Raw genomic sequence first — 11,862 nt, 5'->3', positions numbered from 1 at the left:
TTTCTGCCCCGTCTACGCTTCCGGAAAGACGGGCAAGCGCATAACAAAGACGGTTCCCTTGCCTTCCGCGCTCGACGCTACCAGTGTTCCGCCGTGCGTCTCGACGAACTGCTTCGCAATCGCAAGACCGAGGCCGGTGCCGCCCGCCGTACGCGTTCGCGAGTCGTCGACCCGGTAAAATCGATGAAAAATATAAGGCAGCTTCTCCGCCGGAATTCCCGGCCCCGTGTCGGCCACTTCAACTTGAACGATTCCTTCTCTGGCGACCGATTGTCGAATCCAGATCGCCCCCTGCTCGGGCGTATAGCGAATCGCGTTGCCGATCAGATTAATAAGCGCCTGCTTGATTCGGGCAGCGTCGCAATAAACTTCGAAGCCTTGCGGAGTGTCGTCTTCATAGGTCAGATCGATTCGTTTCTCTTCCGCTTCAACGCCGAAAATGTCGGCGACTTCCCGTATAAGCGGCGCGAATCGAACCCATGAGCATTCGAGCGACAATTGGCCGGATTCGGCAAGGCTGATTTGCTGCAGCTCCTGAATAAGCCGGGTCATTCTCTTCGTCTCATCGAGCAGGGACAGCAAATTTTCCCGCTTGATTTCCGCCGCACCTTTCCACATCGTCTCCAAGTGCCCGCGCAAAATAGCGATCGGCGTCCGCAGCTCGTGAGCCGCATCGGACACGAGCTGATTGCGCAGCTTTTCCCCTTGAATCCACTCGCCAGCGATTCGGTTGAAGGAATCGGCCAGCATAGCAATCTCGTCATGCCCTGGCTCGTCGTCGGCTCCTTCCAACGTTCCTTCGCGAGCTACGCGGTCCGCTCTGCGCACCAGGCTTCGCAGCCTCGCCGTCATCTGCTGAGAGGCCATGGACGCGATCGCCCAAATCGTGAACAGGAGCAGAAGGACGGCGGCCAAATACGTCATGCCGGAGGAGTCGGCAGCTTTAGCTCCGTCCTGCGGAGGCGCAGCCCACAAGCTGCCGATCAAGAGGCCGATCAGCAACGCGAACGTAGCCGATCCGCCGATCCACAGGAACAGCTTCTTGCGCAGCGTCATGGCGCTTCTCCGAACTTGTAGCCGACTCCGTGAACGGTGACGATATATTCGGGATCGGAAAAATCGCTCTCGATTTTTTTGCGGATGTTGCGAATGTGAGTGTCGATCGTACGCTCGTAGCCGCTGTATTCTTCGCCCAAGGCGATCTCCAGCAAATCCAGCCTGCTGTATACGCGGCCGGGAGACTGGGCTAATGTCCGCACGATCTTGAATTCCGTCGGCGTGAACGCCACGGCCTGACCGTGAAGACTCACCGAATGGTTGGGCAAATTAATCGTAAGCGAGCCTCGCCGAATCAAATCGGCTTCCCGGCGATTCGGTTCGGCCACCGCTGCGGAGGGTGACTGCTGCAATGGCTTGATCCGCCGGAGAATGACGCGAATGCGCGCCTCCATCTCTCGCAAGGAGAATGGCTTCGTGATGTAATCGTCGGCTCCGAGCTCCAGCCCGATCAGCTTGTCGACCTCCTCCGCCCTGGCCGTCAGGAAAATGACGGGCACTTGCGAGAAGCCTCGGATTTTGCGGCACGTGTCAGGTCCGTTCAAGCCGGGCATCATCCAATCAAGCAGTACCAAATCAATCGTTCCAAGCTCTTGGGGAGACCTCAGCTTCTCCAATGCTTCATACCCGCTCGATGCCTCCAACACTCCGTAGCCTTCGTTCGTCAAATAACTGGAGATGAACGAAATCATCTTCTCTTCGTCGTCGACTACGAGAATCGTCGGTCTGCTCATTTCATCATTCATCGCGGCGACTTCCCTCCGTCCGGCGGTTCACTATCCGTATATCTATTGTAACTCGCAGTTATGAAGATTTTGTCAAGCTGTTACAAAGAAAATAGCGGCCCGAACATAATAAAAGCCCCGGCTTCTCAGCCGGAGCGTTAGATTTCGATATTAGGGTTTGGTTCAGCCAACCGATTCAATCAGTCCGTATCTTCCGTCGTCCCGTCGGTAAACGACATTCACTTCCTTCGTATCGGAGTTGGAGAATAAGTAGAAATTGTGGCCTACCATATTCATCTGAAGAATCGCTTCCTCCACATCCATCGGTTTCAGATTAAATCTCTTGGTGCGGATAACTTGCCATTCGTCGTCATCCTCAGGCGCCAGTGTAGCTACGCCGTATCCCGATCCCGATTCCTCCTTAAAGAGCGATCTCGATGCGCCTGTCTGCTTGAGCTTTCGGTTAACTTTGGTCTTGTGCTTGCGAATCTGTCGTTCCAGTTTGTCCACTACGAAGTCGACCGAGGCGTACATATCCTCTCGCTTCTCTTCCGCCCGAAGCATGACGCCCGTCAGCGGGATGGTTACCTCGATGGCATGCTGTCCTTTCGTGACCGCCAGGGTCACGTGCACATCGGATTGGGGAGGTGCTTCAAAATACCTTTCCAGGCGACTCAGCTTTCTTTCGACATACTCGCGAAGAGCATCTGTCACTTCCATGCGCTGACCTCGAATGTTGTATTTCACTGGCATTCCTCCTTTGCCTAGATCCATCATAGCACAGCCTCTTAACAGATTCAAAACATTCCGCAAATAATTTTGAATTATTAGATAACTTTTAGAATAAAACAAAAACCCCGGATTTCTCCGGGGCTCGAGTGGCCGGCAAATCGAAAAAAAGTACGATAGCCTTTATTAACTGCGGCGTTCTCACGCCGAATGATTATGCTCTTGTAACGTTAGCTGCTTGCGGGCCGCGTGCGCCTTGTACGATGTCAAACTCAACGGTTTGACCCTCGTCAAGGGATTTGTAACCGTCCATTTGGATTGCGGAAAAGTGGACGAATACGTCGCCGCCTGATTCCGTTTCAATGAAGCCATAACCTTTTTCCGCGTTGAACCATTTAACTTTACCTTGCATGTGCTAAACATTCCCTTCATTGTTCAATTGACGTTTGACATAGGCGATTTGGCCTGGTCCACAACCAGAATATAACATCCGGGAAAGAATGGTGTCAATGATTTTTTGAAAGCGGTGTCAAAGCGGCTGGGACTGGCGAGCAGTTCAAAAGCCCTGCTCTCGCAGGGCTTTCGGATAAGCGCTTTTCGATGATGTATCAGTAGGCGTTTTTGTTCATAAAACCTTGCACGAAAGTTTTCGAAATAATCTTGATGTCGAACAGAAGAGACCAGTTTTCTATGTAAAAAATATCGTGCGTAATCCGGTTTTCGATCGAGGTGTCCCCTCGCAAGCCGTTCGCCTGCGCCCAGCCTGTAATGCCGGGACGGATATGATGCTTAACCATGTATTTGGGCACTTCTTCCTTGAACTGCTCGACGTAATACGGCCGTTCCGGCCTTGGCCCGACAACGCTCATATGACCGAAAAGCACGTTGAAAAACTGGGGCAGCTCGTCAAGGCTCGTCTTCCGGAGAAACGTGCCGAAACGCGTCCGCCGAGGATCGTTTTCCGTCGTCCAGCCCGTGTCTCCGGTAGACGCCGTATCCGCCCGCATCGAACGGAACTTGTACATGGTGAACGTCCGACGGTTCAACCCTACCCGCTCCTGCTTGAATACGACAGGTCCTTTCGACGTCGCTTTAATCCCGACTGCTATTAATACAAGCAAAGGCAAAGTGACGATAATGGCCGCCGACGCGAAGCCAATGTCGAATGTCCGTTTCAAAAAACGGTTCCGAAGCTCATCCAGAGGAATATCTCTTACGTTAATTAGCGGAATGCCCGCAAAGTTATCGAAATAAGGGCGCGAAGGCAGAATGTCGTAAAAATCCGGAATAATCATCGTCCTGACCCCGGCCTTCTCGCAGGCGGCGACAATCGCGGCGAACTTGGGATGGGCTTGGAGCGGAAGCGCGATGATAACCTCGTCGATCGTCATCCGATCGAGAATCCCGGCCAGCTCGTCGACTTTACCGAGGATCGGCTTGTATTCGCTGAAACTCGGCTCATGCTTGTCCTGGTAATCGTCAAGAAAGCCTACCGCCTCAAAGCCCATTTCCCCATGCTGCTGCAAATTCATGTAGAACCTGCGCCCCAGCGACCCTGCGCCGAGAATGAGCACGAACTGCTTGTTGTAGCCTTTTTCGCGAAAGCGTCTCAACGAATACTTCAAAAGGTATCGGTATATTCCGGCGACCAGCACGTTGCTTACCGCATAAAGAAACAAATAAGAACGGGATACGTCCACTTCCTTCAGCAAGTAGAGGATACTCACGAGCAAAAGCAGGCTGCCCGCATGAATCTGGACGATCTTCATCAATTCGAAAGAGAAGGATTTTTTTCGCTTCGGCGCATAGAGGTTGAGAGAGTAGCTCCCGCCTAGAATGAGCGCTCCGTATATAACGCTCCATAGCAAGTAATTGTCGAACGGAATCGGAGTGCCGGAAGGAAGCAAGCCGCTTTGAAACTTCAACCACCAGGAGAACAGAAAGACAAGCTGGATACATAAGAAATCGACCAAAGCGTACATCTGGGTCAGGAAGCCTTGGCTTCGCCTGATCACATCGATTCACCTCGCGGGGATAACTTTGTTGCGCAGGAGCGCGGCCAGAAATTTGAGCCCTACTCCGGCGTAGACCAGCCCGTTGACGAGCGGGGAATAACGCTTGCGGTAATGCTTGCGATGGAAGAGAATCATCGCCCGGTGAAACTCGTAAATGATTTTGAACGGGCGGCGTCTCGCGCTTGCCCCTTTGTAGTGAACGATGCTCGTATACGGGTAATAGTGAATTCCCCAGCCGGCCTGCTTTATTCGATAGCACCAATCGATGTCTTCGCCGTACATGAAAAATTGCTCGTCCAGCATTCCGGCTTCCTCGATCGTTTGCTTGCGCACAAGCATGAACGCGCCGACAAGACAATCGACCGGATAGTCAAGGTTTTCATCCAAATGGCCGAGCTGGTACTGGTTGAACCTCGGATTGCCCGGAAACCGCTTCGAGAAACCGAATGCGTAGTAGAAGGAAGCGGACGGAGTCGGAAAGCCTCTCCGGCAAGCCTTGTCCAGCGCCCCGTTCGGCAGAACGACCTTGCACCCCGATGCCCCGACCTGCGGATGCTCCTCCATAAACCGTACCATCGTCTCGAACGTATCCGGGCGTACGACAGTGTCGGAGTTAAGCAAAAGAACGTATTTCCCGGCCGCGATGCGCATGCCTTGGTTGTTGCCTTTGGCGAACCCGACGTTGTCTTCGTTGCAAATGAGCGTCGATTGCGGAAATTGGGCGCGGATCTGAGCGACGGAATCGTCCTTGGAGGCGTTATCGATAACGATAACTTCATACCGGTATTGCGTTTCGGAGCGATAGACCGACTGCAAGCAATCGAGGGTCAAGCGACACGTATTGTAGTTGAGAATCAAGATGCTAAGATCCATGCCGTCCCTCCGCTGCGGGGTCATTTACCTATCATACTATCATTATTCACTGTCATTTTATAGCGAATTATGCAAGATATCCGCTCAGGAAACGATAGTCGATTTTCTGCATGAGCATAAATGCCTAGAAAAAAGCCCCCTCCTCTAAGCTGACCGTTCGGTCGGCCTGGAGCAGGGAGCTTCGATTGGCGTCGCACTTCTTCATAACGATTGCAAAAAACACCTTAGCGCCTCCCTCCAAGGCCGCATCGGCTGGAAGCCGTTTGATCCAAGATCGGAGAGATCCATCACCGAATATTTAGGACGAGGCGCAGGACGAGGAAACTCGGCGGTCGAACAAGGCTCGACCTGAACATTTATGCCTGCCTCCTCAAAAATGGCCGATGCAAATTCATACCACGAGCAGCTTCCCGAGTTGGAAGCGTGATAGACGCCGTACCGATCCGACTCTATTAATTCCAACAGGAACATCGCCAAGTCTCGCGTGTAAGTCGGCGAACCGATTTGATCGTTTACGACCTTAAGCGAATCTTTCTCCTGCCCGAGCTTCAGCATCGTTTTGACGAAATTAGCCCCATGCAGCCCATACACCCACGACGTACGGACAACAAAAGCTTTCGTGCACAGCTTTCTGGCATAGTGCTCTCCCAGAAGCTTGGACTGACCGTAAACCGAACGCGGCTGCGTTGGAGCGCTCACCCGGTAAGGAGCCGTCCCTTCGCCGTCAAAGACATAGTCCGTCGAAATATAACATAGCTTGGCCCCGATGCTCTCAGCGGCGGCTGCGATGTGCTTCGTTCCGGTCGCGTTAACGAGATACGCTTGCTCCGAATCCGTCTCCGCCTTATCGACGGCTGTATAGGCAGCGCAATGTATAATGGCTTGCGGTCGAATCCGGTCCAACACCTCCTTGCATTGCTGCGGGTCGGCCACATTCAATTCCTGCCTGCCGAGCCCGTATACCTCGTGCTTGCCTTGCAGGACAAGCATCACCTCTTTGCCCAACTGTCCCGAACCACCCGTTACGACTACTTTCATCTTATTGCCCCAATCCTTTTCCATATTGCCGCTCATCGTATTGCCGGTATTCACCGGATCGAACGCGTTCCCACCACTCGCGGTTGCCAAGGTACCAGTTGATCGTTTCCTTGATTCCTGACTCGAAGTTATGCTTCGGAGTCCATCCGAGCTCCGAGCGAATTTTCGTTGCGTCGATTCCATAGCGGCGGTCATGCCCCGGACGGTCCCGAACATAAGAAATCAAGGACTCCGGCTTGCCTAACTGGTTCAGAATAGTCCGGACGATCTGGATATTCGTTCTTTCGTTGCTTCCGCCAATATTATATACTTCACCGTTAACGCCTTGATGGATGACAAGGTCAATGGCGTTGCAGTGATCTTCCACGTACAACCAATCCCGAATATTCAGGCCATCCCCATATACCGGAAGCGGCATATCGTTCAGGGCGTTAGCGATCATTAACGGGATAAGCTTTTCCGGAAATTGATACGGACCATAGTTATTCGAGCAGCGCGTCATATTGATCGGCAGCCCATAAGTCTCGTAGTAAGCGCGCACCATTAAATCGGAACCCGCTTTGCTCGCCGAATAAGGGCTGTTGGGAGCTAGAGGCGTCGATTCGGAAAATAATCCGGTTTCTCCCAAGGTGCCGTACACCTCGTCAGTCGATACGTGTATAAATTTGGCCGCCTTATATTTCCGAGCCGCCTCCAGCAGCGTCTGAGTACCCAATACATTCGTTCTTACGAAGAGATCCGGCTCTTTGATGCTCCGATCCACGTGTGATTCCGCCGCAAAATGGACGACGGTATCTACTCCGCTTGCGAATATGTCCTCCACAACGCGCCTGTCGCCAATATCTCCTCTAATAAAACGATAGCGAGAATTCGATTCGACGGCTTTCAAATTGTCCAGATTGCCGGCGTAGGTCAAAGCGTCGAGGTTCACGATCTCGTAAGTCGGATACTTCGTTAACATATACGAAATAAAGTTGCTGCCGATAAACCCGGCTCCGCCTGTGACGAGCAGCCTCACAGCGTTACCTCCTCATCGAAGTTCATTTCCGCTTCTTCCAGATGCGGGTGCGACTGGTCTTTGCCCGATAGAACCGGATTCGATACAGGCCAATCGATGCCAAGCGAAGGGTCGTTCCACGCAATCCCGCGATCGTGCTCGGGAGAATAGTATTCATCCACTTTATAAGTAACTTGGGTGTTCGGGACGAGAGTGCAAAAACCATGCGCAAATCCGCGGGGAACAAGCAGTTGGCGTTTGTTCGTTTCGTTGAGCTCAAAGCCTTGCCACAGGCCAAAAGTCGGGGAATGGCGGCGAATATCCACGATAACGTCATATATGGCACCGGCGATGACGCGAACGAGCTTCGTCTGAGCTTTCGGATTCAACTGATAATGAAGGCCGCGGATGACGCCCGCTTCGACAGATAAAGAGTGATTATCCTGAACAAAGTCATATATCAAGCCCTTCTCGCGAAAGCTTCGTTCGTTGTAGCTTTCCGTAAAAAAACCGCGATGATCGCCATGCACATCCATTTCGATAATATAAGCATCCGCAAACCGGGTCGATATTAGCTTCACTCTCGATCGCACCTTCCTATTCTTTTATTTTGCCAAACTCTTCTCCGTATACGATGTCCTGAGCCAGCTCGTTCGCTTTGGCCCAGGAAGCATGAGTTCCCGCATCGGTCCACCAACCGACGAGTATATCGTAGGATAGCTGATTGCTCGCAATATAAGCGTTATTAACGTCAGTAATTTCCAGCTCGCCTCGTCCCGACGGCCTTAGATTTTTGATGATTTCAAATACGGAATTATCGTACATATATATTCCCGTTACAGCGAAGTTGCTTTTCGGAATGGCCGGCTTCTCTTCTATAGATACGATCCGATCCCCGTGCAGTTCGGGAACGCCGTAACGCTGAGGATCGGCTACTTCTTGAATGAGTATTTTCGCTCCGCTGCGTTGTTTTTTGAAATTGGTCAGATATCCTGAAATATCGTCGCTAAACACGTTATCGCCGAGGACAACGACCATGGGTTCGGCTCCGACAAACTGTTCCGCAAGTCCAAGCGCCTCGGCGATTCCTCCCGCTTCGTCCTGAACCTTGTATGTAAAGCTGACCCCCATCTCTTTGCCGCTGCCTAGCAAATTGACGACATCGCCCATATGCTCTTTGCCCGTTACAATTAGAATATCCTGTATTCCGGCTTGCTTGAGCTTGAATACGGCATGAAAGATCATCGGGTACTTTCCTACAGGAAGCAAATGCTTGTTAGTCACTTTGGTTAGAGGAAACAACCTGGATCCCGTTCCGCCAGCAAGTATAATTCCCTTCATCGCTTATCACTCCTGAATGTAAACTCAACAAGTCTGCCGCCCTGCTCAAAACAACGGGTGTTTCTGATATGCTACCACAGCGAGCGTATAGAAAAAAAGAATTTGCATTCGAATAGAACCCGGCCTAACACGAACTTTATACAAAAAAGAGAAATTGTGGTGTATCATTTGAAAAGTGCGCAACTATACACAACAGTCGACGGAGGATATAGAATGAGCTCTCAAAAAATACTAACTTCTCAAAGAATACTAGGTTACGACCTCTCAAGAACATTTGCAGTAATCTTCGTCTTTGTAGCACACATTATTCTGGCCCAATGGGACAATAAGTACAGCACGATATTTTTCACTTCTTTTTCCCCCGGAGTGACTATGTCTTTATTGGGCTTTGTCAGCGCCTGCTTGTTAGCCAACAGCGAGTCGGTAGACAACAAATTTTCTCATTTTCTTTTCAGGAGAATCACACGAATTTACTTGCCGATGATCCTATGTCTCACCTTTGCCGCCATTTTGGCCAAATCGTTAGGAACGAGCATTCAATCGGACCATCTGATTTATCATTACTTGGGCGCAGCCCTCTTTTTTGACTGGTTAAAAGTGCCGAACAATGCGTCGGTCGGTTGGGGGCTTTGGTTTGTTACCGCCATATTGATTATGTATGTATTGCTCCCGGTATTAAAGCTTGCCTTCAAGCATAGAAACGGACGCCTCCACTTCATTCTATTTTACATCCTTTGCGTAACGATCAATATCGTCTCCGTACCGCCCGAATCTTCCTTCTGGAACGTAGCCGTATCCTTTGGATTCGGGGTCTATTTGGCTTCGAACGGTCTGCTGTCGAAAGTATTAAACCTCAAGCTCGTCTGGGCCGTACCGTTGGCCATACTGCTGCTATTCATTTGCAGTCTATGCTCTGCCGGAATTATTCACTTCGATATCCGCAAGCTGTTGTTTCCGTTGTATCCTATCGCTTTCATGCCTATTTTTTTCAGCTTGGCCAGTCGAATTTCCGGCCTTCTCGAGAAAAGCATCAGCAAGTTCAGCGAAATTAGCTTCGAATTCTATATGCTTCAATTTTACTTTATCAATGGCGGCTTCACGAAAATTTTTGGAGGGCAGTTTCACTTGGTTTGGCAAATCGTCATTGGATTTTGCGCGGCGCTGCTCGTCTCCATTCTACTGGCGGAAATCGGAAAACGGCTGCGGCGCGCAGCCGACAACTACTTTCTATAAAGCTATCTCCGATAGAAAAGCCTGGCGTCCATTCGACGACCAGGCTTTTTTGTCGGTGAGATTAAGGGTGTTGGACGTTCACGACATTGGATTGAGACAATACGCTCCCCTTGGTGTCCTTTACTTTAACTTGAACGGTCAATTGAGCGGCGCTCTTGTTGAACTTGTCGGGAAGGACGCATTCGATGCTGTTATCGTTCGTATACACCGTCTGCTGCTCTTCTCCGTTAATGTAAATTTTGCTACCTTGAATAAAATCGAAATAATAATTATCGGCCACAAAATTGGCGCCCGACACATTGATAACGGTCGCTCCATCCGCTTCACGAACGGTTGCATCAGCTTCTGTCACCGTAATCGGACCGCTCCCAAGCACATAATCCGATTTGGCCTGAGGCTTCTCTTGCGGAGAGTAACTGAACTGTCCTCCGAACAGCACATCGTATTGTAGAAGCCGGTAGGGGTCGAGCTGATTCTCTTGGATACCGAATTCCTTGTCCAAAATGTCATCGGGCAACATCGTTATCCCTTTGCGGTATTCCTCGGTCAAATAGTCCGTTAATACGTTCCCTTGCTTGCGGGTCTTTTCAAGAAGATAAGCGGGAATAAAGTTCGGGCTGAGATGAAGCTCCTCCTTCTCCCCATTGAAGTTATTCCATACCAAAAGCGGAGTCGAGAACTTCCTCTTGTAAGCTTCCGCGTCGGTCTCGTCTCCATTGAAATAATGCGCTTCGCGATAAACTTCGTAGTCTTCGCCTAATAATGGAAGATGGTCCCCGAATAGAATGAGGATCGTCGGCTCATTCAGTTCTTCAAGTTGGCTTATGAACAGCTTGATGGATTCGTCTACATCCATAAGCGATTGCGTATAAGACTCCAAAACCTGTTTGGCATCCGCACTCAGATTACCATGAACATGATTGGTATATTTCTGATAACGATCCGCACGATAAGGTCCATGATTAAGCATTGTAACGGCATGTATGAAATCGGGCTCTTCACTGGCTTTCATTTCTTTCACCACTCGCGTCACAAAGTCCCGATCATCCATAAACGGACCTATTTGATTCGGACGATGAAAAAACTCTCCGCTGACAAAGTTGTCGAAACCGAAGTTGCGATAAACGTCAGCCCGATCGTAAAACCAGTTGTGATAAGAATGAACAGCCGTTGATTTATAGCCCTGTCTCGATAAAATGGAAGCTAACGTATCGATTGGCTTCTTAACATACCGCAGGTAGGCAATGGAACCGTCATGGAAAAAACGCGTCGTTAATCCGGTTAATGCTTCAAATTCGATATTGGCGGTTCCCCCGCCAAACGTAGGGGACAGCAACGTTCCCGTCGAATATTTCTCTTGAAGCGAATGAAAAAACGGAAGGGGGTCCTTGTCGAATTGGACCTCCTGCATAACCGTCGGATCCCAGAAAGCTTCGCTCATCATGACGATGATGTTGGGCTTAAATTCGTTGTCCACGGAAAAATTGCTCCCCCGGTTTTGGACAATGGCCTTGATCGCTTCCTTGTTATAGCCTTTGACTTTCTGTATCGCGTCTTCGTGCGCATACTTCAAAAAACCAATAACAATGCCGTTCTGAGAGTAGCTGCCCGATCTTACGGTCTTATTAGTATCGCTCAATCTTAGCCCCTTCGTAACCGGGCCCGGCCCAAATTGAATAAAAACAAACAAAAGAACGAGAGAGATCAACGATATAAGCAAGCTATTGGATCTGTTAAATATTTTTTTTCTTGTCGTCTTGATTGTAAAAATCGAAATCCCAATAAAAAATAAGCAGAATAGCACGATTTTGCCGATTGGCAAATGATTAAGATAAGCGGCGATATCCGTACCTTC

12 protein-coding genes are annotated in these 11,862 nt (G+C 50.2%); 1 reads left to right on the top strand and 11 read right to left on the bottom strand.

Annotated features, from left to right (window positions below):
• Positions 1 to 12 precede the first annotated feature (12 nt).
• From D3H35_RS15165 to D3H35_RS15120, 10 genes are all read right to left on the bottom strand, one after another.
• Positions 13 to 1,056, bottom strand: coding sequence for a HAMP domain-containing sensor histidine kinase (locus D3H35_RS15165; protein WP_119150133.1), 1,044 nt, complete (start codon positions 1,054 to 1,056; stop codon positions 13 to 15).
• The gene (locus tag D3H35_RS15160) at positions 1,053 to 1,802 is read right to left on the bottom strand and encodes a response regulator transcription factor (protein ID WP_233567947.1); all 750 of its coding nucleotides are present in this window, start codon (positions 1,800 to 1,802) and stop codon (positions 1,053 to 1,055) included. The genes D3H35_RS15165 and D3H35_RS15160 overlap by 4 nt, the downstream gene beginning before the upstream one ends.
• 162 nt (positions 1,803 to 1,964) lie before the next feature.
• Complete coding sequence (gene hpf, locus D3H35_RS15155) at positions 1,965 to 2,528, bottom strand: ribosome hibernation-promoting factor, HPF/YfiA family (protein ID WP_119151169.1); 564 nt, start codon at positions 2,526 to 2,528, stop codon at positions 1,965 to 1,967.
• A 196-nt stretch (positions 2,529 to 2,724) separates the two neighbouring features.
• Positions 2,725 to 2,922, bottom strand: a complete 198-nt coding sequence (locus tag D3H35_RS15150) for a cold shock domain-containing protein (RefSeq protein ID WP_119150132.1) — start codon at positions 2,920 to 2,922, stop codon at positions 2,725 to 2,727.
• A gap of 196 nt (positions 2,923 to 3,118) precedes the next feature.
• Positions 3,119 to 4,525 (bottom strand): undecaprenyl-phosphate glucose phosphotransferase, encoded by a 1,407-nt coding sequence (locus D3H35_RS15145; RefSeq protein ID WP_119150131.1) that lies wholly within the window; start codon positions 4,523 to 4,525, stop codon positions 3,119 to 3,121.
• Between the two features lie 6 nt (positions 4,526 to 4,531).
• Positions 4,532 to 5,398, bottom strand: a complete 867-nt coding sequence (locus D3H35_RS15140) for a glycosyltransferase family 2 protein (RefSeq protein ID WP_119150130.1) — start codon at positions 5,396 to 5,398, stop codon at positions 4,532 to 4,534.
• A 201-nt stretch (positions 5,399 to 5,599) separates the two neighbouring features.
• Positions 5,600 to 6,436, bottom strand: coding sequence for a dTDP-4-dehydrorhamnose reductase (gene rfbD, locus D3H35_RS15135; protein WP_119150129.1), 837 nt, complete (start codon positions 6,434 to 6,436; stop codon positions 5,600 to 5,602).
• 1 nt (position 6,437) lies between these two features.
• Positions 6,438 to 7,454, bottom strand: coding sequence for a dTDP-glucose 4,6-dehydratase (rfbB, locus tag D3H35_RS15130; protein ID WP_119150128.1), 1,017 nt, complete (start codon positions 7,452 to 7,454; stop codon positions 6,438 to 6,440).
• Positions 7,451 to 8,014, bottom strand: coding sequence for a dTDP-4-dehydrorhamnose 3,5-epimerase (rfbC, locus tag D3H35_RS15125; RefSeq protein WP_119150127.1), 564 nt, complete (start codon positions 8,012 to 8,014; stop codon positions 7,451 to 7,453). Before rfbC ends, rfbB begins: the two co-directional genes overlap by 4 nt.
• Positions 8,015 to 8,030: 16 nt before the next feature.
• Complete coding sequence (locus D3H35_RS15120; protein ID WP_119150126.1) at positions 8,031 to 8,774, bottom strand: sugar phosphate nucleotidyltransferase; 744 nt, start codon at positions 8,772 to 8,774, stop codon at positions 8,031 to 8,033.
• Between the two features lie 213 nt (positions 8,775 to 8,987).
• Here D3H35_RS15120 and D3H35_RS15115 point away from each other — a divergent pair, with 213 nt between their 5' ends.
• On the top strand, positions 8,988 to 10,007 hold the full coding sequence (locus D3H35_RS15115; protein WP_119150125.1) for an acyltransferase family protein: 1,020 nt from the start codon (positions 8,988 to 8,990) through the stop codon (positions 10,005 to 10,007).
• Between the two features lie 61 nt (positions 10,008 to 10,068).
• On the opposite strand, the gene D3H35_RS15110 is transcribed toward D3H35_RS15115, so the two are convergent.
• The gene (locus tag D3H35_RS15110) at positions 10,069 to 11,646 is read right to left on the bottom strand and encodes a sulfatase-like hydrolase/transferase (RefSeq protein ID WP_158594129.1); all 1,578 of its coding nucleotides are present in this window, start codon (positions 11,644 to 11,646) and stop codon (positions 10,069 to 10,071) included.
• Between the last annotated feature and the right edge of the window lie 216 nt (positions 11,647 to 11,862).

Origin of the sequence: Cohnella faecalis, from assembly GCF_003570905.1 — a bacterium.
GTDB classification, from domain to species: Bacteria; Bacillota; Bacilli; order Paenibacillales; family Paenibacillaceae; genus Cohnella; species Cohnella faecalis.
Note: the sequence above shows the minus strand (reverse complement) of the source record. Positions and strands in the feature narration are given on the sequence as shown.

Excerpts from the sequence above, each read along its gene's own strand:
- D3H35_RS15165 (WP_119150133.1), bottom strand. The coding sequence starts at position 1,056 with ATGACGCTGCGCAAGAAGCTGTTCCTGTGGATCGGCGGATCGGCTACG.
- D3H35_RS15160 (WP_233567947.1), bottom strand. The coding sequence starts at position 1,802 with ATGAATGATGAAATGAGCAGACCGACGATTCTCGTAGTCGACGACGAA.
- D3H35_RS15150 (WP_119150132.1), bottom strand. The coding sequence starts at position 2,922 with ATGCAAGGTAAAGTTAAATGGTTCAACGCGGAAAAAGGTTATGGCTTC.
- D3H35_RS15140 (WP_119150130.1), bottom strand. The coding sequence starts at position 5,398 with ATGGATCTTAGCATCTTGATTCTCAACTACAATACGTGTCGCTTGACC.
- rfbD (WP_119150129.1), bottom strand. The coding sequence starts at position 6,436 with ATGAAAGTAGTCGTAACGGGTGGTTCGGGACAGTTGGGCAAAGAGGTG.
- D3H35_RS15120 (WP_119150126.1), bottom strand. The coding sequence starts at position 8,774 with ATGAAGGGAATTATACTTGCTGGCGGAACGGGATCCAGGTTGTTTCCT.
- D3H35_RS15115 (WP_119150125.1), top strand. The coding sequence starts at position 8,988 with ATGAGCTCTCAAAAAATACTAACTTCTCAAAGAATACTAGGTTACGAC.